Source organism: Kocuria rosea subsp. polaris (assembly GCF_001483755.1).
Classification (GTDB): domain Bacteria; phylum Actinomycetota; class Actinomycetes; order Actinomycetales; family Micrococcaceae; genus Kocuria; species Kocuria cellulosilytica.
Window position 1 is genome coordinate 162,796 of the sequence record NZ_LQBK01000033.1, and the last position, 23,658, is coordinate 186,453.

Annotated in this window: 19 protein-coding genes; 9 read left to right on the forward strand and 10 right to left on the reverse strand. The window is 68.1% G+C overall.

All coding sequences use genetic code 11. The annotated features are described in order from the left end of the window. Positions 1–6 precede the first annotated feature (6 nt). The 3 genes from AVL61_RS12970 to guaB1 form a co-directional block, all read right to left on the reverse strand. Positions 7–1,089, reverse strand: coding sequence for a hemolysin family protein (locus AVL61_RS12970; RefSeq protein ID WP_058874731.1), 1,083 nt, complete (start codon positions 1,087–1,089; stop codon positions 7–9). Next, positions 1,086–2,447, reverse strand: a complete 1,362-nt coding sequence (locus AVL61_RS12975) for a hemolysin family protein (RefSeq protein ID WP_058874732.1) — start codon at positions 2,445–2,447, stop codon at positions 1,086–1,088. Before AVL61_RS12975 ends, AVL61_RS12970 begins: the two co-directional genes overlap by 4 nt. A gap of 192 nt (positions 2,448–2,639) precedes the next feature. After that, positions 2,640–4,097 carry a GMP reductase gene (gene guaB1, locus AVL61_RS12980; RefSeq protein ID WP_058874733.1) on the reverse strand — a complete coding sequence of 486 codons (1,458 nt, stop codon included), beginning with the start codon at positions 4,095–4,097 and terminating at the stop codon, positions 2,640–2,642. A gap of 270 nt (positions 4,098–4,367) precedes the next feature. Between guaB1 and AVL61_RS12985 the strand changes: the two genes are divergently transcribed. The 3 genes from AVL61_RS12985 (at position 4,368) to AVL61_RS18740 (ending at position 9,223) form a co-directional block, all read left to right on the forward strand. Continuing rightward, a complete protein-coding gene (locus AVL61_RS12985) occupies positions 4,368–8,279 on the forward strand; it encodes a multifunctional oxoglutarate decarboxylase/oxoglutarate dehydrogenase thiamine pyrophosphate-binding subunit/dihydrolipoyllysine-residue succinyltransferase subunit (RefSeq protein ID WP_058874734.1) in 3,912 nt (1,303 codons plus the stop codon). A 133-nt stretch (positions 8,280–8,412) separates the two neighbouring features. Then, positions 8,413–9,012, forward strand: coding sequence for a GDSL-type esterase/lipase family protein (locus tag AVL61_RS12990; RefSeq protein WP_058874735.1), 600 nt, complete (start codon positions 8,413–8,415; stop codon positions 9,010–9,012). 136 nt (positions 9,013–9,148) lie between these two features. Further along, positions 9,149–9,223: a 50S ribosomal protein bL37 gene (locus tag AVL61_RS18740; RefSeq protein ID WP_095343185.1), complete on the forward strand. Its 75-nt coding sequence runs from the start codon at positions 9,149–9,151 to the stop codon at positions 9,221–9,223. A 95-nt stretch (positions 9,224–9,318) separates the two neighbouring features. Here the strand turns inward: AVL61_RS18740 and rsrA are convergent, their stop codons facing one another. Together rsrA and AVL61_RS13000 are read right to left on the reverse strand one after the other, a co-directional pair. Beyond that, positions 9,319–9,585 (reverse strand): mycothiol system anti-sigma-R factor, encoded by a 267-nt coding sequence (gene rsrA / locus AVL61_RS12995; RefSeq protein WP_058874736.1) that lies wholly within the window; start codon positions 9,583–9,585, stop codon positions 9,319–9,321. Positions 9,586–9,587: 2 nt separating this feature from the next. Further along, positions 9,588–10,256, reverse strand: coding sequence for a sigma-70 family RNA polymerase sigma factor (locus AVL61_RS13000; protein ID WP_058874737.1), 669 nt, complete (start codon positions 10,254–10,256; stop codon positions 9,588–9,590). Between the two features lie 311 nt (positions 10,257–10,567). Here AVL61_RS13000 and AVL61_RS13005 point away from each other — a divergent pair, with 311 nt between their 5' ends. The 4 genes from AVL61_RS13005 (at position 10,568) to hisN (ending at position 14,473) form a co-directional block, all read left to right on the forward strand. Further along, on the forward strand, positions 10,568–11,107 hold the full coding sequence (locus AVL61_RS13005) for a DoxX family membrane protein (RefSeq protein WP_058874738.1): 540 nt from the start codon (positions 10,568–10,570) through the stop codon (positions 11,105–11,107). Between the two features lie 18 nt (positions 11,108–11,125). Next, positions 11,126–12,508, forward strand: a complete 1,383-nt coding sequence (gene aroA, locus AVL61_RS13010; RefSeq protein ID WP_082697146.1) for a 3-phosphoshikimate 1-carboxyvinyltransferase — start codon at positions 11,126–11,128, stop codon at positions 12,506–12,508. After that, entirely contained in the window at positions 12,498–13,607 is a 1,110-nt protein-coding gene (rsgA, locus tag AVL61_RS13015) for a ribosome small subunit-dependent GTPase A (RefSeq protein WP_058874740.1), read from the forward strand. Before aroA ends, rsgA begins: the two co-directional genes overlap by 11 nt. Positions 13,608–13,675: 68 nt before the next feature. After that, the gene (hisN, locus tag AVL61_RS13020) at positions 13,676–14,473 is read left to right on the forward strand and encodes a histidinol-phosphatase (RefSeq protein WP_058874741.1); all 798 of its coding nucleotides are present in this window, start codon (positions 13,676–13,678) and stop codon (positions 14,471–14,473) included. A gap of 118 nt (positions 14,474–14,591) precedes the next feature. On the opposite strand, the gene AVL61_RS13025 is transcribed toward hisN, so the two are convergent. Both AVL61_RS13025 and AVL61_RS17955 read right to left on the reverse strand, forming a co-directional pair. Further along, on the reverse strand, positions 14,592–15,449 hold the full coding sequence (locus AVL61_RS13025; protein WP_157571421.1) for a DUF4190 domain-containing protein: 858 nt from the start codon (positions 15,447–15,449) through the stop codon (positions 14,592–14,594). 398 nt (positions 15,450–15,847) lie between these two features. Beyond that, positions 15,848–16,825, reverse strand: a complete 978-nt coding sequence (locus tag AVL61_RS17955; protein WP_157571422.1) for a GIY-YIG nuclease family protein — start codon at positions 16,823–16,825, stop codon at positions 15,848–15,850. Between the two features lie 373 nt (positions 16,826–17,198). On the opposite strand from AVL61_RS17955, the gene AVL61_RS17960 reads away from it, so the two are divergent. Beyond that, a complete protein-coding gene (locus AVL61_RS17960; protein ID WP_157571423.1) occupies positions 17,199–18,002 on the forward strand; it encodes a hypothetical protein in 804 nt (267 codons plus the stop codon). A 322-nt stretch (positions 18,003–18,324) separates the two neighbouring features. On the opposite strand, the gene AVL61_RS17965 is transcribed toward AVL61_RS17960, so the two are convergent. Further along, entirely contained in the window at positions 18,325–19,584 is a 1,260-nt protein-coding gene (locus AVL61_RS17965) for a hypothetical protein (protein WP_197412709.1), read from the reverse strand. 629 nt (positions 19,585–20,213) lie between these two features. On the opposite strand from AVL61_RS17965, the gene AVL61_RS13035 reads away from it, so the two are divergent. Beyond that, complete coding sequence (locus tag AVL61_RS13035) at positions 20,214–21,728, forward strand: toll/interleukin-1 receptor domain-containing protein (RefSeq protein ID WP_082697147.1); 1,515 nt, start codon at positions 20,214–20,216, stop codon at positions 21,726–21,728. Between the two features lie 662 nt (positions 21,729–22,390). Here AVL61_RS13035 and AVL61_RS13040 read toward each other — a convergent pair. Further along, complete coding sequence (locus tag AVL61_RS13040) at positions 22,391–22,891, reverse strand: hypothetical protein (protein ID WP_058874745.1); 501 nt, start codon at positions 22,889–22,891, stop codon at positions 22,391–22,393. Between the two features lie 171 nt (positions 22,892–23,062). Beyond that, positions 23,063–23,605: a hypothetical protein gene (locus AVL61_RS13045; RefSeq protein WP_058874746.1), complete on the reverse strand. Its 543-nt coding sequence runs from the start codon at positions 23,603–23,605 to the stop codon at positions 23,063–23,065. Between the last annotated feature and the right edge of the window lie 53 nt (positions 23,606–23,658).

Below are 23,658 nucleotides of genomic sequence, written 5' to 3' on the forward strand. Positions count from 1 at the left end.
CGCCGCTCAGCGCGGCGGCTCCGAGGTGTCCACCCGGTCCCCGCGGCGCTGCCGCCGGTCCTGGGTGGTGTCGCGGATCTCGCCGACCAGCTCCTCGATGACGTCCTCGAGGAAGAGCACGCCCAGGGTCTGCCCGCCCGGGTCGACCACGCGCGCCAGGTGCGAGCCCGTGCGCTGCATGGCCGCCAGCGCGTCGTCGATCTCGATGCCGGGGCGCAGGTTCGCCAGGGAGCGGACCCGGGTCACCGGCACCGGCTCGTTGTAGCGGCTCTCCGGGATGGACAGGACGTCCTTGATGTGCAGATAGCCGTTGAGCTCGCCGTCGTCCTCGGTGAGGGCGAAGCGCGAGAAGCCCGTGCGGGCCACCGCCTTCTCGACCTCCGCCGCGGAGGCGTCCTCGGGCAGCGTCACGAGCTCGTGCAGGGGCACCATGACGTCGGCGGTGCGCTTGGACGAGAACTCGAGCGCGCCGGACAGCAGGCCCGTCTGGTCCGCCACGGTGCCCTCCTTCGTGGACTCCGCCACGATGGACTGGAGCTCGTCCAGGGTGAAGGTCGAGGAGACCTCGTCCTTCGGCTCGATGCCCATCAGCTTCAGCACGTGGTTCGCCGACCAGTTCAGCGTGGCGATGACCGGCTTCACCACCCGGGAGACGAACACGAGCGGCGGCGCGAGCAGCAGCACCGCCCGGTCGGCGGCGGACACCGACATGTTCTTCGGCACCATCTCCCCGAACACCACGTGCAGGAAGGTCACCACGAGCAGGGCTGTGAGGAACCCGCTGACGTCGGCGACCTCGGCCGGCACGCCCAGGTGCTCCAGCGGGCCGGAGACGATGTGGTGCAGCGCCGGCTCGGAGATGTTGAGGATCAGCAGGGAGCACACGGTGATGCCCAGCTGGCAGCAGGCCAGCATCAGGGACACGTGCTCCATCGCGTACAGCGCGGTCCGGGCCCGCTTGTTGCCGTCCTCGGCCAGCGGCTCGATCTGGCTGCGCCGCGCGGACATGACGGCGAACTCGCCGCCCACGAAGAAGGCGTTGCCCGCCAGGAGCACCACGAGCCATGCCAGGCCTGCCCAGTCGCTCATCGTGCGTCCTCCTCCCGTGCGCTGTCCTCGCGGGCGCCCGCGGCGGCGTCCTCGTGCTCTTCCGGGGACGGGACGAAGCGGATGCGGTCCACACGGCGTCCCTCCATCCGGGCGACCTCGAGCACGCCGCCCTGGACGGGGACCACGTCCCCGGTCCTCGGGACCTGCCCGAGCCGGTCCATCATGAAACCGCCCATGGTCTCGTAGGCGGGCCCGTCCTCGATGTCGAGCTCGGTGATCTGCTCGGAGACCTCGTCGGGGCGCATCAGCCCCGGGAAGTACCACTCGCCCGTCGCGGACTGCAGGGCCCCGAGGCTGAGCCGGTCGTGCTCGTCGGAGACCTCCCCGACCACCTCCTCCACGAGGTCCTCGAGGGTGACGACGCCGGCGGTGCCGCCCCACTCGTCGACGACCACGGCCATCTGGAGCCCGCCGGAGCGCAGCTGCACGAGCAGCGAGTCCAGGTGGACGGTCTCGGGCACGCGCAGGACGTCCTCCATGATCGCCCCGCACTCCAGGGCGGCGCGGCGCTCCGACGGCACGGCCACGGCCTTCTTGATGTGCACCACGCCGCGGACGTCGTCCGGGGAGTCGTCCATCACGGGGAAGCGGGAGTGGCCGGTGCGCGAGGCCACGGCCACGACGTCCGCCACGGACTCGTGGGAGTCGAGCATCTGCACGCGAATCCGGGGCGTCATGACGTCAGCGGCCGTGCGCTCCGCGAACGTGAGGGTCTTGGCGACGAACGCGGCGGTGCCGGCGTCCAGGGTGCCCATCTTCGCGGAGCGGCGGACCATCGAGGACAGCTCCTCCGGGGAGCGTGCGCCCGAGAGCTCCTCCTTGGCCTCCATCCCGAACAGGTGCAGGACACGGTTGGCCACGCCGTTGAGCGTGACGACGAACGGCTTGAACACCGCCGTGAACACCAGCTGGGGGCGGGCGACCAGCCGGCCCACCCGGAACGCCTCCGCGATCGCCCAGTTCTTGGGCACGAGCTCGCCCAGCAGCATGGACAGCAGCGTCGAGATGAGCATCGACAGCGCCAGGGTCGCTCCCCCGGCGGCCGCCACGGACAGGCCGGTGAGCTCGGCGATCGGCTCCCGCAGGAAGGACTGGAGCGCGAGGTCCAGGGTGTAGCCGGTGAGCAGGGTGGTCAGGGTGATCCCGAGCTGGCAGCTGGAGAGCTGCGTGGACAGGGACTTGAGGCACTTGAGCAGCGGTTCCGCGGCCCGGTCGCCCTCGGCGACCGCACGGCGCACCGTGGTCTGGTCGAGGGCCACGAGGGAGAACTCGACGGCCACGAAGAAGCCCGTGCCGAGGATCAGGAGCAGGCCCGCCGCCAGGAGCAGCCATTCCATCAGGAGCGGCCTCCCGTGGCGGCCCGCCGGGCGGGGGCCGGGGCCGTGCGGCCGGGGGCGGGGGCGGGGCGGGGGACGGTGGGTGAGCCGGCGCGGGGGCCGCGGCGGGGGACGCCGCGGCCGGGCCGGCAACTACTGAACGAGTCCATGAGAGCTCCAGAGTACCGGAGCGGGGCCCGCCCGGCGCGCGGCTCAGGACCAGCTGACGGCGCGCGCCCTGCCCTCCTCGTAGCCGGAGGCGGACTGGATGCCGACCACGGCCCGGGAGGCGAACTGCTCGAGGGTCGTGGCCCCCGCGTAGGTCATGGAGCTGCGCACGCCGGCGGTGATCTGGTCCACGAGGTCCTCCACGCCGGGGCGCTCGGGGTCGAGGTACATCTTGGAGCTCGAGATGCCCTCCTCGAACAGGCCCTTGCGGGCGCGGGCGAAGGCGCCCTCGCCCCGGGTGCGCTCGCGCACGGCGCGGGTCGAGGCCATGCCGAAGCTCTCCTTGTACATGCGCCCGTCCGCGTCCACGTTGAGCTCGCCGGGCCCCTCGTGGGTGCCGGCGAACCAGGAGCCCACCATCACCTGGCTGGCGCCGGCCGCGAGCGCCAGGGCGACGTCCCGGGGGTGCTTGACCCCGCCGTCCGCCCAGACGTGCCGGCCCAGTCCCGCCGCGGCCTCGGCGCACTCCAGCACGGCGGAGAACTGCGGCCGCCCCACGGCGGTCATCATCCGGGTGGTGCACATCGCGCCGGGGCCCACGCCCACCTTCACGATGTCCGCGCCGGCGTCGACGAGGTCCTGGACGCCGTCCGCGGTGACCACGTTGCCCGCCACGACGGGCACGTCGGGAGCCGCGGCGCGCACCTGCTCGAGGGCCTCCACCATCTTGCGCTGGTGGCCGTGGGCGGTGTCGACGACGAGGACGTCCACCCCGGCGTCGAGCAGGGCCCTGGCCTTGCCCCGCACGTCCCCGTTGATGCCCACGGCGGCGCCCACCCGGAGCCGCCCGGCGCCGTCCAGCGCGGGGGTGTAGATGGTGGAGCGCACCGTGCCCTTGCGGGTCAGCACGCCCACGACCGTGTCCCCGTCCAGCACGGGCGCCACGTGGGCGCGGGTCTGGGTCAGCCGGTCGTAGGCGGCGGCGAGGACGTCGTCGCCGGAGCCGGCCCGGACGTCCGCCAGGGAGAACACCGGGGCGTCGGTGCGCATGATCGAGCCGAGCTGGGTGAAGCGGTCCACCTCGGTGCAGTCGGCCGCGAGCACCACCCCGCGGTAGGCCCGGTCCGGCCCGCACACCACCACGGCGCCGTGGGGTCGCTTGTGCATGATGCCCAGGGCGTCGTGGACCGTGTCCTCGGCGCCGAGGACCACGGGCGTCTCGAAGCGCGGCGAGCGGTCCTTGACCCAGGACGTGACGTCGGCGATGACGTCGAGCGGGATGTCCTGCGGCAGGATGCCCAGTCCGCCGCGCCGGGCGAGCGTCTCGACCATCCGGCGGCCGGTGACCGCCGTCATGTTCGCGGCCACGAGCGGCACGGTGGCGCCCGTGCCGTCACGCGGGGTGAGGTCGACGTCGAAGCGGGAGGTGACCCGGGAGCTCGAGGGGACGAGGAAGACGTCGCTGTAGGTCAGGTCGGAGGTGGGGGTGTTGAGAAAGCGCACGCGCGCCAGTCTAGCCGGGGCCCCGCGACACGCGCCCCGGGGCGGGGCCGCGGACTAGCCATGCCGCCGCGCGGATCACTAGACTCGCCGGAGGTACGGCCGCGCCCGGTCGACGACCGTCCGGCCGGTCCGGAGGCGGACGCCGGCGGCTGTCGCGGGAGACGGCCGGCGACGAACACCGGCGGCGGGTCCGGACGCTGCTGGGACCGACACTGTGGAGACCGGGCAGACGGCCTCCACGCGATCAACCATGGAAGAGGCGTATTCCCCGTGCCACATCAGCCACAGCACCCCATCCCTGAAGAATTCGCAGGTAACGAGTGGCTCGTCGACGAACTGTTCGAGAAGTACCGGACGGACAAGAACTCGGTGGACGAGAAGTGGTGGCCCATCTTCGAGTCGATGAGCGCGGACAACGGCACCCCCGCGGAGCAGCAGAGCAAGGCCCCGGCGTCCTCCCCCGAGGAGAAGGCCCCGGCGTCCTCCTCCAAGGAGAAGGCCCCTGCGTCCTCCCCGAAGGAGAAGGCCCCGGAGGGCACCGCCTCCAAGGCCCCCGCCGCCCCCCAGGCCCCCAGGGCCGAGTCCGGGACCGCTGACCGGGCCGCCTCCGCGCCGGCGACGAAGCCGGCCGCGAAGCCCGCCGCGGCGCCCGCCCCCCGCAAGTCCGGTGCCAAGGCCGAGGGCCGGCCCGAGACCGACCAGGGCGAGGCCGATACCACGGAGGCGAAGCGGCCCATCCCGGCCCAGCCCGCCCGCGCCCGCGCCACGGCCCCCAACCACGACGCGCCGGCCGAGGACAAGGTCGTCAAGCTGCGCGGGCCCGCGAAGGCCGTGGCCGCCAACATGGACGCGTCCCTCACCGTGCCCACCGCCACCACGGTCCGCGCCGTCCCGGCGAAGCTGCTGATCGACAACCGCATCGTCATCAACAGCCACCTCGCCCGCAACCGTGGCGGCAAGGTGTCCTTCACGCACCTGATCGGCTACGCGGTGATCAAGGCCCTGGCCAACTACCCGTCCCAGAACGTCGTCTACGACGAGCAGGACGGCAAGCCCGTCGCGGTGCACCCCGCCCACGTCAACTTCGGCATCGCCATCGACATCCCGAACAAGGACGGCTCCCGCAACCTCGTGGTGCCGAACATCAAGGGCGCCGAGGACATGTCCTTCATGCAGTTCTGGAACGCGTACGAGGACGTCGTCCGCCGCGCGCGCGCCAACGAGCTGACCATGGAGGACTACCAGGGCACCACGGTGTCCCTGACCAACCCGGGCGGCATCGGCACGGTGCACTCGGTGCCCCGCCTGTCCAAGGGGCAGGCGTGCATCGTCGGCGTGGGCGCGCTCGACCACCCCGCCGAGTACCGGGGCTCCTCCCCCAAGACGATCGCGCGGCACGCGGTCTCGAAGATCATCACGCTGACCTCGACCTACGACCACCGCGTCATCCAGGGCGCGGGCTCCGGCGAGTTCCTGCGCCTGATCGAGTCCTACCTGCTGGGCGGGGAGGACTTCTACGACGAGATCTTCGAGGCCCTGCGGATCCCCTACGAGCCCGTGCGCTGGGCCGTGGACAACCAGGTCAACCCCGAGATCCAGGTCAACAAGGTCGCCCGGATCCAGCAGCTGATCCACGCCTACCGGGTCCGCGGGCACCTCATGGCGGACACCAACCCGCTCGAGTACGTGATGCGCAAGCACCCGGACCTCGACATCCGCACGTACGGGCTGTCCCTGTGGGACCTGGAGCGGGAGTGGCCCACCGGGGGCTTCGGCGGCGCGGACGTGCTGAGCCTGCGCACCATCCTCGGCCGGCTGCGGGACGCCTACTGCCGCACCGTCGGCGTGGAGTACATGCACCTCCAGGAGCCGGAGGAGCGCGAGTGGTTCCAGGACCAGCTCGAGCACGGCTACCAGAAGCCCAGCCGCGAGGAGCAGTTCCGCATCCTCGGCCGGCTCAACGCCGCCGAGGCCTTCGAGACGTTCCTGCAGACCAAGTACGTGGGCCAGAAGCGGTTCTCCCTCGAGGGCGGCGAGTCCCTGATCCCGCTGCTGGACGAGATCATCTCCGACGCCGCCGACGCCGGGCTCGCCGGCGTGGGCATCGCCATGGCCCACCGCGGCCGGCTCAACGTGCTCACCAACATCGCCGGCAAGTCCTACGCCCAGGTCTTCCGCGAGTTCGAGGGCAGCCAGGACCCGCGCACCACCGAGGGCTCCGGCGACGTGAAGTACCACCTCGGCACCGAGGGCTCCTTCACCTCCGACAACGGCAACGAGACCCAGGTCTACCTGGCCGCCAACCCGTCCCACCTCGAGGCGGCCGACCCGGTCGTCGAGGGCATCGCCCGGGCCAAGACCGACGTCCTCGGGGCCGGCCCCGAGGGCGACGGCACCTACCCCGTGCTGCCCATCCAGGTGCACGGCGACGCCGCCTTCGCGGGCCAGGGCGTGGTCGCGGAGGTCCTGCAGATGGCCCTGCTGCCCGGCTACACGGTGGGCGGCACCGTCCACGTCGTGGTGAACAACCAGGTGGGCTTCACCACCGCGCCCGCCGCGGCCCGGTCCACCACGTACGCCACGGACATCGCCAAGGGCCTGCAGGCGCCGATCTTCCACGTCAACGCCGACGACCCCGAGGCCGTCACGCACGTGGGCCAGATGGCGTTCGCGTACCGGCAGGCCTTCCACAAGGACGTCATCATCGACCTCGTGTGCTACCGGCGCCGCGGCCACAACGAGGGCGACGACCCCTCGATGACGCAGCCGCTGATGTACAACCTCATCGAGGAGAAGCGCTCGACCCGCAAGATCTACACCGAGAACCTCGTGGGCCGCGGCGACATCACCCAGGAGGAGGCCGACCGGGCGCTGAAGGACTACCAGGAGCGGCTGGAGCGGGTCTTCGCCGAGACCCACGAGGCGCAGACCTCCTCCATCCCGCTGGTCACCGGGGACTCCGCCGCGATCTCGAACATCGAGCGGCCCTCCGCCCAGCAGGCCGACTCCGGGGTGTCCATCCCGCGCACCACGGCGATCTCCGGCGAGGCCGCCGAGCGGATCGGCGCGGTGCACCTGGAGGTCCCCGAGGACTTCACCGTGCACAAGAAGCTGCGCAAGCTGCTCGAGCGCCGCGAGGCGATGACCCGCGAGGGCGGCGTGGACTGGGGCATGGGCGAGCTGATGGCCTTCGGGTCCCTGATGATGGAGGGCATCCCGGTCCGGATGTCCGGCCAGGACGTCCGGCGCGGCACCTTCACCCAGCGCCACGCCGTGTTCTACGACGCCGGCACGGGTGCGGAGTGGACCCCGCTCAACCACCTCTCCGGGAACCAGGCGCAGCTGGCGATCTACAACTCGCTGCTGTCCGAGTACGGGGTGCTGGGCTTCGAGTACGGCTACTCCGTGGAGCGCCCCGAGGCCCTGACCGTCTGGGAGGCCCAGTTCGGCGACTTCGTCAACGGCGCCCAGATCATCCTGGACGAGTTCGTCTCCTCCGCCGAGCAGAAGTGGGGCCAGCGCTCCTCGCTGGTCATGCTCCTGCCGCACGGGTTCGAGGGGCAGGGCCCGGACCACTCCTCCGCCCGCATCGAGCGCTTCCTGACGCTGTGCGCCGAGAAGAACATGGTCGTGGCCAACCCCTCGACGCCGGCGAACCACTTCCACCTGCTGCGCCGGCAGGCCTACAGCCGCCCGCGCAAGCCGCTGGTGGTGGCCACGCCGAAGCAGCTGCTGCGCCTCAAGGCGGCGGCCTCCCCGATCGACGAGTTCACGTCCGGGGCGTTCCGCCCGGTGATCGGCGACCAGGCGGGGCTGGAGGCCTCCGAGGTCACGGACGTGGTGCTGGTCTCCGGCCGGCTCTACTACGACCTCGTCTCGGCCCGCGAGGAGCGCCAGGACCGGAGCACGGCGATCGTGCGCGTGGAGCAGCTGTACCCGCTGCCCCTCGCGGAGATCCGTGAGGAGCTCGGCAAGTACCCGGAGGCCCGGCTCACCTGGGCCCAGGACGAGCCCGCCAATCAGGGCGCCTGGCCGTTCATGGCCGTCAACCTGGTGCCGCAGCTCGACCGGCCGGTCCGGCTGGCCTCCCGTCCCGCGTCCGCGTCCCCGGCCAACGGCTCGGCCAAGCGCCACGCGGCGGAGCTCGAGACCCTGGTGCAGACGGCCTTCGAGCGCGACTGAGACGGTCCCGGAGGGCGGGGGCCCGTGCCCCTGCCCTCCCGCACGTCCCCAGCGAGTCCGGCGCCGGCCCGTGCCCACGGGCCGGCGCCGCTCGTCCCCCCGACATCCCGCACCCCCGACCAGAAAGAACGACGTGGAGCAACGAAGGATCAGAATTGTCGCAGTCGGTGACGAGCTGCTGGCCGGCGAGGGCGACCCCCGGGGCCTGGGCTGGTTCGGGCGGGTCATGGCCCGGACACCGCACCACGTGGCCCCGGTGTCCGCCTACAACCTCGCGGCGCCCGGCGAGGGCAGCGAGTCGCTGAACGAGCGCTGGTTCGAGGAGGCGGCCCGCCGCTTCTCCCCGGGCCACGACAACCGCCTGGTCATCGCGCCCTCCACGCTGGACATCGACCTGTCCATCACGAGCGCACGGTCCCGGCTGAACATGGCGAACATCATCGACACCGCCTCCCAGCACAACGTGCGGGTCCTCGTCGTCGGCCCCCCGCCCACGATGGACACCGAGCGCAACCGCCGGATCGCGGACCTCTCGGCCGCCTACGCGGACGTGACGACCCGGCGCAACCACGTCTACGTGGACACGTTCAACCCGCTGCAGCACCACGAGCAGTGGCGCAAGGACCTCGCGGCCAACCACGGCCACCCCGGCCAGGCCGGCTACGGCCTGATGGCCTGGCTCGTGCTGCACCGCGGCTGGTACGACTGGCTGGACCTGCCCGAGCCCCAGTGAGCCCCGCCCGTCCCCCGTGTGAGAGAATGGCGGGCAGTGCCCCGTCCGGCCGCCGCCGACATCACCCGACCACGCGGGAACGGACGCCGACACCCACGATCCGCCGCGGACGACCGCGGACAGACAGGAGGCTCGCATGAGCAAGCGCGGACGCAAGCGCAAGGACCGCCGCAAGGGCGGCGCCAACCACGGCAAGCGCCCCAACGCCTGAGGTCCTCCCGGACCCCGGCGACGCCGTGACGGAAGGGCCCCGGACTGCTGATGCGGTCCGGGGCCCTTCCGTGTGCCCGGGGCGGGGCGCCGGGCTCAGGCGGCGGGAGGGTCCTGGCGCTGGCCGTGCAGCCGAGCGAGGATGGAGACCCGCAGGTCCGCCGGCGCGGTCTCCGCGCAGGAGCGCCGGACCACGGAGCGGATCACGCACTCCAGGTCGTACTCGCGGGCGCACTCCCGGCACTCGAGGAGGTGCCCGTGGATGTCGTCGAGGTCCTCCGCCGGGAGCACCCCGTCCAGGTACTCGTAGATCAGGCGGATCCTCTCGTCCGTGCAGCCTCCGAGGCTCTCGCAGTCGGCCATGTCTACTTGTCCTTTTCCTTCTTCTGGTCGCCGGTCACCCTGGACGTGTCGAAGCCGCGCTCCGCGGCGTAGTCGGCGAGCTTCTCGCGCAGCAGCTTCCGCCCGCGGTGCAGGCGGGACATCACCGTCCCGATCGGCGTGTCCATGATCTCGGAGATCTCCTTGTACGCGAAGCCCTCCACGTCGGAGAAGTACACCGCGAGCCGGAACTCCTCGGGCAGCTCCTGCAGGGCGCGCTTGACGTCGCTGTCCGGCAGGTGGTCCAGCGCCTCGACCTCCGCGGAGCGCAGCCCCGAGGACGTGTGGGACTCGGCGCGGTGCAGCTGCCAGTCCTCGACGGTGTCGGTGTTGGCCTGCAGCGGTTCGCGCTGCCGCTTGCGGTAGAGGTTGATGTACGTGTTCGTGAGGATGCGGTACAGCCACGCCTTGAGGTTCGTGCCGGGCTTGTACTGGTGGAACGCCGAGAAGGCCTTCGTGTAGGCCTCCTGGACGAGGTCCTCCGCGTCGGCCGGGTTGCGAGCCATGCGCAGGGCGGCGGCGTAGAGCTGGTCCACGTACTCCATGGCGTCCTGCTCGAAGCGCGCCTTCCGGGCCTCGGGACTCTCGGTCTCGACGTCGACGGGCGGCTCGGCGCGCTGCGGGGCGGCCCCCTGCTGGTTCTGCTCGTTCATCACGGACCAGTCTACGGGGCGGTGCGCGCGGGCCGGGGCCGGCTCGAGAACGCTCGTGGGGGCGGTGATGGCTGCTCCTCTCCCCCGGCCGTGCGGGTCCGCTCGCTGGACGTCGATGGTGTCCGGCCCCTTCCGGGCCGATCGCTGTCCTGCACAACGGGGGACACCGCCGCGCGTATTCCCCGGCGCCGTGGCCGCGCGCTCGCCCCGTGCGCGGTCCCCGTGGCTAGGATGGGACGAGCGGCGCCGTGCGCCGCACCAGACCCGCCCGACACAGCCCCGCGGTACCGTCCGCCGCCGAGGAGGAACCCATGAGCATCGTCCGTCGCATCGCCCGCCCGCTGCTGGCCACCGGTTACGTCGCCAACGGGGTGGAGAGCTTCCGCAGCTCTTCCCAGGCCGCCCAGCACCTCGCCCCGGCGATCTCCGCCGCCACCAAGGCCTTCCCGCAGGCCGGTCCCGCGCTGCAGAACCACGCCGTGGTGGCCCAGGGCCTGGCCGCGGCCCAGGTCGGTGCCGCCGTGCTCTTCGGGCTGGGCAAGCTGCCCCGCCTCTCGGCCGGCGTGCTCGTCACCACGACCGCGCTCAACGCCTACGCCGACTACCGCGCCGCCGAGGCCGGCACGGCGGAGCAGAAGGCCGCCCGCCGCTCCACCGCCTTCAAGAACTCCTCCCTGGTGGGCGCCGTCATGCTCGCCGCCGTGGACACCGAGGGCAACCCGTCCCTGCTCTGGCGCGCCGAGCACCTCGCCGGGGACGTCCGCAAGAACGCCTCCAAGCTGGGCAAGGACACCCAGAAGCAGGTCGCCAAGGCCGAGAAGGCCCTCCAGCACGCCGTCAAGCAGGGCTAGGCCACGGTTCCCCCCGCCGTGAAGCCGTCGGAGTCCTCCACCCCAGTGGCCCGTCCCGGCGCGGCGGAGCCGGTCCCGCAGCACGAGCTGTGGCCGGCTCCGCACGTCGGCGCCCGCCCCGTCGTCGCCGAGCTGACGGTCCCGGGCTCGAAGTCCCTCACCAACCGGTACCTGCTGCTCGCCGCCCTCGCGGACGGGCCGTGCCGGCTGCGCGCGCCCCTGCACTCCCGGGACTCCCGGCTCATGGTCGACGCCCTGCGCGCCCTGGGCGCCGACGTCGAGGAGGTGCCGGGGGACGGCGGCTTCGGCCCCGACCTGCTCGTCGAGCCCGCCGCGTGGGACGCCACGGAGCCGGTCGTGGTCGACTGCGGCCTGGCCGGGACCGTGATGCGCTTCGTCCCGCCCCTCGCCGCCCTCGCACGGCGCCCGGTCACGTTCGACGGCGACCCCGGCGCCCGGGTGCGCCCCATGGGGCCGGTGATCGACGCCCTGCGCGGCCTCGGCCTGCGCGTCGAGGACGACGGCCGGGGCCGGCTGCCCTTCACCGTGCACGGCACCGGTAGTGCGCGCGGCGGGGAGCTGGAGATCGATGCCACCGGCTCGAGCCAGTTCGTCTCCGCCCTGCTGCTCGCGGGAGCGCGCTTCGACGACGGGCTCGTGCTGCGCCACCGCAGCGCCGACGGCTCCGGCCGCGGCGTGCCCTCGATGCCGCACGTCGAGATGACCGTGGAGGTGCTGCGCGGCCTGGGCGTCTCCGTGGACGACTCGGTCCCCGACGAGTGGCGGGTGGCGCCGGGACCGGTGCGGGCCTTCGACGTCACCATCGAGCAGGACCTCTCCAACGCGGGTCCCTTCCTGGCGGCCGCCGTGGTGACCGGCGGACGGGTCTCGGTGCCCCGGTGGCCCGCCCGCACCACCCAGGGCGGCGACCACTGGAAGCACATCCTCCCGGCGTTCGGCGCGTCGGTGGAGCTCGCGGACGGGACCTTCACCGTCACGGGACCGGCCGCGGTGACCGGGGTCGACCTCGACCTCGGCGAGGCCGGGGAGCTCGCACCCACCGTCGCGGCCGTGTGCGCGGTCGCCGGCACGCCGTCGCGGCTGCGCGGCATCGCGCACCTGCGCGGCCACGAGACCGACCGGCTCGCGGCGCTCGTCACCGAGATCAACCGGCTCGGCGGCGACGCCGAGGAGACCGCGGACGGGCTGCTGATCCGGCCCGCGCCCCTGCACGGGGGGACCTTCCGGAGCTACGAGGACCACCGCATGGCCACCGCCGGCGCCGTGATCGGCCTCGTGGTCCCGGACGTCGTGGTCGAGAACATCGCGACCACCGCCAAGACCCTGCCCGAGTTCCCCCGGCTGTGGGCGGAGCTCACGGGCACGGACCGTGGCGCGTAGGGACTCCGTCCGGCGCGACTGGGACGAGTCGGACGTGCGCGTGCGGCCCAGCAAGTCCGGCTCCCGGCCGCGCACCAAGGAGCGGCCGGCCCACGAGGACGCGGTCACGGGACGGATCGTCACCGTGGACCGCGGCCGGTACACCGCGATCCTCGAGGAGGACACGCCCCGGGAGCGGCTGGTCGTGGCGGTGCGCGCCAAGGAGCTGCGCCGCCGGCCGGTGGTCGCCGGCGACCTCGTGGGCCTCGTGGGGGACGTCAGCGGGGCCCCGGACACCCTGGCCCGCCTCGTGCGGATCGAGGAGCGCTCCACCGTGCTGCGGCGCAGCGCGGACGACACCGACCCGGTCGAGCGGGTCGTCGTCGCCAACGCCGACCAGCTCGTGGTCGTGGTGGCCGCCGCCAACCCCGAGCCCCGCACCGGTTTCATCGACCGCTCCCTGGTGGCCGCCTACGACGCCGGCATCGAGCCGCTGCTGTGCATCACCAAGACCGACCTGCGGGACCCTGCCGAGCTGATCTCCCACTACACGGCGCTCGAGCTGCCCGTGCTCGTCTCGGGCCCCGCCCGGGACGTCCCGGCGGACGACGACGGGACCACGCTGCCCCTCGACCCCGCGCTCGTGGAGGCCCTGCGCGAACGGCTCGACGGCCGCGTCTCGGTGCTGCTCGGGCACTCCGGCGTGGGCAAGTCGACCCTCGTGAACGCCCTCACGGGCGCCGACCGGGCCACCGGCGGGGTGAACGCCGTGACCGGGCGGGGCCGGCACACGTCGTCGTCGGCCCTGGCCCTGAAGGTCGAGGACGCCTCCCCCGGGTCCTGGATCATCGACACCCCGGGCATCCGCTCGTTCGGCCTCGCGCACGTGGACCACGACCGGATCGTGGAGTCCTTCGACGAGCTCGCCGAGGCGATCGCCGAGTGCCCCAAGGGCTGCCGGCACACGGACACCTCCCCCGGCTGCGCCCTCGACGCCTGGGTGGCGCAGGGCCGTGCCGGGGACGCGGGCGAGTCCCGGCTGGTCTCGCTGCGCCGCCTGCTCGGCGCCGGGGAGCGCCCCGGGGAGTCCCGCGAGGACAAGGAGCTCGGCGTCCAGTGACCGGCCGGACCGCCCAGCTCCGCCCCTGTCCGACCAGGCCCGGGACGGGTTCGGGGTAGGTTGGTCCAATGCGCAGCCCCAGCAACTACACCGACGACCTCCGCCTCGCCCACATCCTGGCCGACGCCGTGGACCGCCTGACCATGCGCCGGTTCAAGGCCCAGGACCTCGTGGTGGAGACCAAGCCCGACCTCACCCCCGTCACCGACGCCGACCGCGAGGCCGAGCAGCTCATCCGCGCCCAGCTGGGGCGCACGCGCAACCGGGACGCCGTGATCGGCGAGGAGTACGGCGCCACCGGCAGCGGCGCCCGGCAGTGGGTCGTGGACCCCATCGACGGCACCAAGAACTTCGTGCGCGGCGTGCCGGTGTGGGCCACCCTGATCGCCCTCGTCGACGAGGGCCGGCCGGTGGTCGGCGTGGTCTCCGCACCGGCGCTCGGCCGCCGCTGGTGGGCGGCGTCCGGCACCGGTGCCTTCACCGGCAAGTCCCTGGCCAACGCCCAGCGCATCCGCGTCTCCCAGGTCGGGCGGCTCTCCGACGCCTCGCTGTCCTACTCCTCGCTCACCGGGTGGCGGGACCGCGGGGTGCGCGACCGCTTCCTCGAGCTCACCGACGAGGTCTGGCGGACCAGGGCCTACGGCGACTTCTGGTCCTACTGCCTCCTCGCGGAGGGCGCCGTGGACATCGCCTGCGAGCCCGAGCTCTCTCTGCACGACATGGCCGCGCTGGTGCCCGTGGTCGAGGAGGCCGGCGGACGCTTCACGTCCCTCGAGGGCGAGCCCGGCCCCTTCGGCGGCAACGCGCTGGCCACCAACGGGCTGCTCCACGACGAGGTCCTGGGGATGCTCGCCACCGGTTCCTGACGCACCGCGTCCGGCTCGCCGGGCACGGAGCGCCCCGGCGACGGCGAGGGGCCCGCACCGGTCGGTGCGGGCCCCTCCGTGCGCCCTGCCCGCTCGAGCGGGACGGGTCACCGGACGATCACTGGTCCATGGTGCTGACGCCCCACTCCTGCTCGAGGCAGCGCTGGAAGCCGGCCTGGTCGTTGGCCTGGAGATACTGGGCGCACTCGCCGTTGAGGATCGAGTCGATAAACGCCCCGTAGACCACGAGGAAGAAGATGCTCGCGAGGATCCCCAGGACGCTGAGCACGATGCCGATGATCGGCAGCGCCTTGGACGTGCCGGGCATCCTGCCCAGCTTGCGCAGCGCCACGATGCCCAGCACCAGTCCGACGAGACCCGGGACGATGCCGAGCACGAACCAGCACGTCAGCAGCGCCACGATGCCCAGCACCAGGGCGGCGATGCCCAGGCCCGTGCCCGCGGGCTTGGACGCCGCCCCGTACTGGCCCATGTCGTACTGGCCCTGGTAGCCCTGCTGGCCCTGGTTGTACTGGCCCTGGCCGTACTGATCCGGGTTGTAGGAGCCCTGGTTGTACTGGCCCTGGTTGTAGGAGTCCTGCCCGTACTGGCCCTGCCCGTACTGGCCCTGGTTGTAGGAGCCCTGGCCGTACTGGTCCTGTCCGTACTGTCCTTGGTTGTACTGGTCCTGTCGGTACTGTCCTTGGTTGTACTGGTCCTGTCGGTACTGTCCTTGGTTGTACTGGTCCTGTCCGTACTGACCCTGGCCGTACTGGCCCTGCTGCCCCTGGCCGTACTGGGGTGCAGAGTACTGGTCGCCGGGTGCTTCCTGGCCGTAGCGCGGCGGGTCGTAGGAGGGACCGGAGGGGGCTCCCTCCACGCGCTGGCCGTACTCGGGCACGTCCTGGCGGCCCGAGCTCGACGACCCGCCGGCACCCGTGCCGCTCTGGTCTGGCGTGTTGTCGTTGTGGCTCATGGCGTTGCCCTTTCGGTCGTCGTCGGTACGGCACCAGCTTGTCACACGGTCCGCCGTGAGGTCCTGTGGGCCCACCGGTCCCGGACCGGACGGGGCACGGTGCGCCCCGGTCGCGGACGAGGCCCGCACGGGGCGCCGGAGGGCCCCCGGGCCGGGCGGAGCGGGCACGAAAAAACCGGGGAGCGCCTCGCGGCGCTCCCCGGTCAGGGATCTCGTGGAGGTAACTCTGAGATTGGGGTGTCTTCCGTCTTCCGAATGCCGGTAGTAGGCGGCTCCCTGAGGATCGCGCCCAGCAGGAAGTGTCTTCCGGTTTGCCCTGGCTGGGACCGAAGACACGAGACATACCTGCGCTGGCGAGTCGAGCCTGGCAACCCCATCCTCCGGCGCGATTCGACGGGTTACGGAACGTCCAGGCCGAGCTCGGTGATGCGCCCGAACACAGCGTCGGCCAGTGCAGGGTCGTGTCTGTAGTTATAGGTCGGTCGACCTCTACGCATCAGTCGATGGGCCGTGCTGAAAGCCGCGGCGCGGAAGACCCGGTCAGTAGCCAGCGCCTCGATGAGCAGTTCAGGATCCATGTCGGCCCGCTGGATCGGAGAGTGGCTGAGCATATGCCCGTAGTCTTCGGGTCCGAACCCGTATCGAGGACTCACTATGTGCTCCGGATACAAGTGGATCCGCACGTCTAACTGCCCACTCCCGTGCCGTCTGACATGCACGAACGTCACGTTCTGAACGGCTATGGTCGCCAGACGCCTCAGATCGCGCGGTTCATCCTTCCCGTGAGACTGGGGCGACGATACCTTCCAGCGATGCCCGAGGGTGACAGCCGGGTTCGGAAGCGCATAGCGCACGATGTGGGCCAGCACGTCGAGAACGATGCCCCTGTGACGATCCGCCAACAGGGACCGAGTCCGCGCCGCGGGCACCTTTCCGCTAAGTACGGCAGTTCGGAAGGGCATCTGTGACACTTCATCCGGACTACCGTGCATCGCCCGCCACAGCGCGTCGGCTATATCCGCATCTGCTATAGGTGGAAGCGGGTGGGCCAGTGTCTCCCGATTGTCCTGATCGTTCCAAAGCTTTTTGCCCATGGACCGCCGCCAATCACGCGTCTGGCTTTCAAGCGCAAGCAGTCCCTTATCGTCCACACTCTCGGGCACTGGAGAGAAGTCGATGCTGATGAGGCCATCCCCCCACATCTCGTGATGTTCGCTGTAACGGCTTGTCACGTCGGTTGCCTTGCCTACGTACTCCCAGCCATCGTCGCGGTGCAGCACGTAGATGCCACGCCGATTCTGGTGAGATGGGATCAACTCGGCTAGAGATACACCAGTGGTTGGGTCGTAGCTGGTGAACTGCAGTGGTAATTGCAAGTACGGGCCTCCAAGGCGGTCCGCCAACGTTGCAGTTGGTATGTGCATTTGCGAACGGGCTACTCATAGTAGCCCCTAGGCGAGCCGTTTGGGGCACGCAACGGAGGCATCACATAGTTCGCACTTCCGTGCACAACTCGCCATCAACAGACCAGCACCAGAGCCAGGTAGATCGCTGCCATCATCATCGCCCTCCCAATCCTGATTATCTACTTGCCGGCCGAGATCGGGGCATTCTTCTTGGACTGTGCGGCGTGGACTCCGAGCCCTGGTGCTCCTGCTCGCGACGGGAGCGGCCAACAGGGCCGCCTCAGCTATCATCTCCGCAGCTAATCCAAGTTGAAGTCTTGAGACCGGGACTTAGGCTTGAGGCATGACTTTCCCTCCGTTCGCCTCCGAGTTTGACTCGTCAGCACTGCCGGTTATCTCGGAAGATAGTAAGCCGATGCAGAACACGCCTCTAGACCAGGCGGCCCATGCCCTGCCGCCCGAGAAAAGGACCGAGGAGGCGCATGCCCTAATCCTGGATGCGGTCTATCGCTACTACTTCGCCAAGGAACTGGATACCGAGCTCGGCCAAATGAGTCGAAGCGTAAAAGGCCCCCTCTCCTTAGCCTTGAATTCGATGCGAAACGCTGTAATCAGGGATGCCGTCATCGCGATTGCGACGACCATTGATGAGGCAACCGGCCGGACCCGGTCTCTAATACACACGCTCCGAGCACTTCAGCGCAATCTTGAAAACTTACCGGCCGACTCCAGCGACACCGATACCGAAACGACCGTCGAGCTCATCAAGCACATCATGGATTTCACGAACCCCGACAAGGTAAAATCTTTACTGTATGTCCGCCACATTCGAAACAAGTGGGCGGGACACGCGTCCTGGGATCCCGGCGTCGACACGTGGCCCACTGGGAATACGGCGCTTAACTATCCGCTTCTTGAAGATGGGCTCGTGCGCATGGTCAACGCGTTTGATGAATTCGGCACACTTGTTCAAATGAGTCCCTACCTGCAAGCCTTGGAGGAAGCATCACACTGCCGCACGGTCAACCCTGACGGGACAGAAACGTCTCGGATCACCATTTCATGGGGCGCTGCGGTTCCCATGGCTCATACCATGCGAGATGCTGGCAAAGTCGGCGCACGACGACTCCTAGACCAACTGCAGTAATGGGCTGAATGTACCTGGTGATGGACAACCACGCCGTCCACAAGACCACCGAAATACAGGCATGGATGGCCGAGAACTTGCGAACTCAGGCGCACTTATCCCCGACCTGCCCGTTATTGTTGAACTTGGTCGAGGTGTAGTTCGAGATTGACGAACAGCACACCTTACATCAAACGGATGTCACGTCAGTCGCCCGCTTCAATGCCAAGATTCGTACCTTCGTTACCGGATGGAACGACCGCTGCCATGCCTTCGCCTGGACCAAAACCAGCGCCGAAATCTCCAAATGAACGGACTGCCCAACGAATCCAAAGGCGGGCCACTAGAAATTGGCCACTGGCTTTAACTCTTCCCCCAAATCCGGCCAGTTCCAAACTTGAGGCAAGTGTGGATAAACGTCGCTTTCCAACAGGATAGTCACTTGCATATAAGTGAAATCATTTACGATCTGTTCACCACTTAGCAAGCCCACCACCTCTCCGTCAATAGTGTGGGTAAGTCCAAGAATGTCGTGCGTTCTCAGGAGTGCTCGGCGGACAATCTGTAAAACGTCTAGACCTTTGTCGGAGGCAGGAAGTTGGTCCGAGATCTTACTAAGATGATAGGTTCGTCGAACCCCGTACTGTTCACCGATGGCGGCATGCTCCTTGTCCAGCATCATTTCACCAAACTCCGAGTCCCATAGCGTATCGATTAGATCAGCGCTTGGGATATCCCAATCAATGTTTGACGTAATGCCAAGCTTATGCTGCCTGCCACGATATAGGCCAATGTGGCAAGTGCTTCCGTCAAAGACAGACTTCTGATGAATGTTTATGTTGCGAGCACGCGTTAGAGCGGGCCCATACTCATTGATCTTCAATACATCCGGAATAGCCTCCAAGTGCTTTTTCCAATCGCCCCACCGCTTCTTGCGCTCAAGTTCCTTAGTTAGGAGTTCTGAGATCGACCCATATGCAGCAAGGAAAGCGCCCAGAGAATAGCGGAATTTTTGTGGATCATGGTAGCCCGACTCCATTTGACTTGCAAAGTATACTGCTTCTTTGAAGCGGTCCTCAGTGCCTGGAATCAGGCATACGTCGACTGAATTTGCGAAAACACATTTTCGCGAACGAAATCCTTTGGGAAAAAATACATCATAGTCTCCAAATAAATCACTCATCACGCCTGGCCTTCCTGCGCTATTATTCACATTGTTTGTCAACCATACCGCTAGGTTGTCCCTGGCTTGCGCCTCGAAATCCCAGGTTGCCAACTCGCGGCATAGCTGCCGGTTGGTCCAACAGCTCCGTGATGCCCCTAAATTTCCTTGATCCCGCAGCATCGGAATGGATTGGTTGTTGTGGGGTACCAGATTCATGGGCGTGCGCGCCAGCGAGATGAGGCACGGGCTCCTTGCCACAGAATGGAAGTTCTTGCACCGTTCGTCCGAGAGAGCCCATCCATAACCCACCGTCATGCATTTTTGACCCCAACTGGCCGGCTTCGCATGGTCCTCCGCCACCTCGATGAAGGGGCTCCGGAATCCCACATGGCAACCGAGTTCCCGGCCTTGAAGCACGCGGTAGCGGTCTGGGGTCAACTACCTCCCCTATGGCGAAGTCGGCTGGTCGACTGCTCCTGCGCCCCACAAACGACGCGCCCGCACCCCTACGGCGGTCGCGGGGTTCATTGAGTCCCTGCGGCGGGAGCGGAAGTCGTCGGTGAGACGCATCCCCCAACGCCTACTGGCCTTGGGGCACGAGCCGCACCTGCACACCATGGGCCGATGGCTGGCTTGGATGGGGACTCTCGGCTGTGCGATGTCACCTCGGCCGGGTACAACGTGGGGCGACCACCCCGGCGGATTCTTGCGGCCTGACCCGGGCACATTAACCACCTGGATGTAAAGAAAGTGGACAAACCCCGCCGACAGCGGCTGACGCCCACGACCGCAGCAGTTCTACGGGCGAGGCGACCCAGCGGGGCCGGGGTCAGGGCGGCCAGATCTATCTGCACTCGGCCATGAATGCCTCACATCCCCAATTTGGAGCGCTTACACCCCACGGCAACGTCCACGGTATCCACCTTCATGAGACCTTGAGGATCGGAGAGTCCAAGCAAACCCAGTTCAAGGCTTTTCGACATTCAAGCGGCGAGCTCCTCTCACCGAGGCAAATTTGAACCTGCGCGCCTCCCCCAGCTGTCCGTGTGGGCCGATAGGATCCCAACATGACTCTAGACAGCGGAAAGCATGTCTTCATTTCCTACGTGAAAGAAGACGCAAAAAAGATTGATCAACTCTGCAAGCTTTTGAATGCGGCTGACATTCCTTATTGGAGGGACAAGAACGAGTTAGAGCCAGGAGTATCGTGGAAGCAAAGCATCCGTGATGCCATCCGGTCCAACTCGCTCGTATTCCTCGCATGCTTCTCCAAACAGTCGCTGGACAGGGAGAAGTCGTACATGAACGAGGAACTGGTTCTCGCCATCGAGGAGTACAGGTCGAGACCTCCCGGCAAGTCCTGGCTGATTCCAGTACGTCTGGACGACATCTCCTTGCCCGACTGGGACCTCGGAGCCAGCCGCACCCTCAGTGACCTCCAGTACGCCAACCTGTTTGGTGATGTGGTCAACGAGGAGGGCCTAAAACTCGCATTGACGATCAACAAAATCATGGGCGGCCCCGCTCCGGATGCAGCCACGCTTCGCAGTGCCGTCTCGGAAGCAGATGTATCCCGTCGCCCCGTCCTGATGCGCCAACTTACAAAAGACATGGTCACGGATCCTACGCGGCGGATCGAGCTGGATGACCTCATCTCCGAAGAGCTCAGCCGTATTCGGATGGCCATGCGAGATGAGAACCAGTTCCCCATCCAGACGTTGGTAGGCTCTCAGGAGGAACGCATTCTCCACGCCGCGGCTCTCGCCAACTCCTACTGGGAATTGGTGAAACCGTTGTGCTGGTCCATTCAAGTAGCGGCGCGGTGGAGCAACCCGGAAACATTTGCCCCGTGGATCTCCGCGGTTCGCGGTCTTGCCAGCGAGGCCGCCGACATCAGAAACGGTGGCAATGGGATGTTGCTCGGACTTCGTCACATCCCTGCGCTCTGCGCGATGTTCACAGCTACGTTGGCCGCTGTGGGTCAGAAGAGATGGGACAACGTAAGAGCCTTGGTGTTGGATACCACCATTATGAACCTGCACCGGGAGCAGCTCCCCCTGATCGACGCAATCACCTATTACGCACCTTTTGAGAACCATTCATCCGATCGACTCCCGCAGTTGCTCGCTCGGAGCGTGACTGACAATGAGGACATGGCGACCTGCCTTGGTCACCTTGTCAACAGGAGGAAAGCGAATCTCCATACTCCGGTCGCCGACTGGCTTCACCACCTGCTGCGTCCTGCATTTAATGAGCAGTTCCCCGATGACGAACTCTACGACCAGGAGTTCGACACTGCTGAAATCTTCCTCGGAGTCTTGTCCCAGGATCAGGCCATCCAGCGGCGGACATCAGCAGAGCGAGCTTGGCCCAGTCGTTCTCAATGGTTTGGACGTTCTACCTGGCGGTCACGCGATCGTCGGATCAATCCGGTGGAGGAGTTGGCCGACGAAGTGCGGTCGCGCGGCGCCACGTGGGGGCCCCTTTCGGCCGGCTTGTTCGGGGGAAACGCGGACCGAGCTACCACAGCTATCACGGAATACGCTGCACCGTTCCAGCAAATCAATGACAGTCGCTGGTGAGCAAATTAGCGTTTCAGTATGGTAACCCCGCTCCTTCCGGGGCAGTTTCCGGACGTAGCAGACGGTGATGGCCAACGCTGGGGTCCGGTGCGTCTGCCGGCTCCCAGACACCCAGTAAGTTGGGGCTTCTGGAGCTTCCCGCTCGGCCCAGAGTGTCTTCCAACTGCCCGGCTCCGGCCACCATCGGACCTTCGCCGACGTCGCCCGGGCCCCGCGCACCCCGCCTCGCGGATCTGGAACCATCCGCTGGTGTTCCTGGGTGCCGGCCCGCTGGGCGCGACGTTCCTCAACACGGCCCCCGAGGTGCCGGCCGGTGCCGGCGGGAAGTTCTTCCTGCTGGCGATCGCTGTGGCGGCCGCCTCCGTCGTCAACTGTTCATGTCGCGGATCAATCGCACCAAGGCGATCAAAGAGGCGGTGTGGGTGGCCCGGCAGTCGGGCTACCGGATCGACGCCAATGAGGACGGCCAGCTGAAGTGGCTGGACGCCGACGGGCGCATCAGGGTCGCCTACCCGATCAGCGATCGCGGCAACTGGGACGTGATCATGCGCAGCGATCTCGTCTACGCCCAGGCCAAGGTGTCCTGTCCTTCCCCCGGGCACGTAGAAGCCCCGGAGCCGCCGTCGACTCAGGCGGACTCCGGGACTTCGTCATCGGCCGACTCAGGCACTCTCCTTGAGGCAGCGCATCGCGCCTTCAGGGGCGTCGGAGCGGAGCACGACCTCGTTCTCGCCGGGGTGCTCCAGCACCACTTGGAATCCGTTGCTCTTCCACTGGATCGCCTGGGAGTCTCCTTCGATGTCGGAGAGGCTGTCCGGGAGGTTCAGGACGTAGTCATTGCCCATGGTGTTGTCGTTGATGTAAAACTCGCCCTCGTCCGTGTAGCCGATGTACCCGGTGTAGGTCGCCTCCCCCATGTAGCCGGCCTCGTCGACCAGCGTGTACCGGAAGCTCTTGCCAATCCGCTCGAAACCGATGTCGAAGGAGGAGTTGTGCGTGTCCAGCTCGGAGTCGAACAAGTTGGTCCGCAGGCCGCCACCGCCTGCGCCCTGGCAGCTCCACTGCCCTTCAAGGTCGTCGGCGAAGTTGCTGCCGATACCGCACCCGGTCAAAGCCAGTGCAGCGGCGGGGACGACGGCGAGCAGAGTTCGAGAGCGGCGCATGTGGGCTCCTGAGCGGTCGGGGCGGGGAGCGCCATCCTATCCTCGCGCTACCGGATAGCTTCGAAGACACGGCCTACCAGGCGCTAGCGCACAGCAGGCGCCTGGGCAGCAGGTGTGGTCCTGGGCTCATGACACGGCCAGTCGGCAGGGAGCAGCGCCGGGCGCAGTGTCCTAACGCAACTCGGCGCTGGCTGCTGGAGCGTCGTCCTGAGTGGCCTCGTCGGCGCCGTCCGGCATCCCGGCCGTGGCGATCCAGGCGGCAACTATGAAGAGGGCGACCCCACCGAAGATGGTCACCGATCCGCCCTTGAGGCTGCTCATGCCTTCGGCGATCATCGAACCGAGCTTGACCGCTGCAGCACCTGCGCTGACAACCCCTGTGCTGTTGATGTTGTCGGTCGGCGCTGCCGGTGCGGTGGCCGTCGTTGTCTTCACTCTCTTGGTCTCCGCGAACAGCAAGACGGTGCCGGCGACCAGCAACGAGGTTCCCACGAGAAGCAGTGCGACGAGCAGCAGATTGGTCTGAGCGCGGCTGAAGTCGTCGCCGCTGGCTTCTGCGCTGAGCAGACCCATCCGCGACGCGGCTTCCCAAATGCGCTCCACAAGCACGATGCCGGCGATGATGATCAGCGCGGCTATGACGCTGAGCTTCCACCCCGTGAAGCGGAACTTCTCCTTGCTCGTGACCTGCTGACCGGTACTCGTCTCTGCCATGACTGTCCCTCCGCAGAGCTCATAAACCACGGTGTGCTCAGGAGGCTACTCCG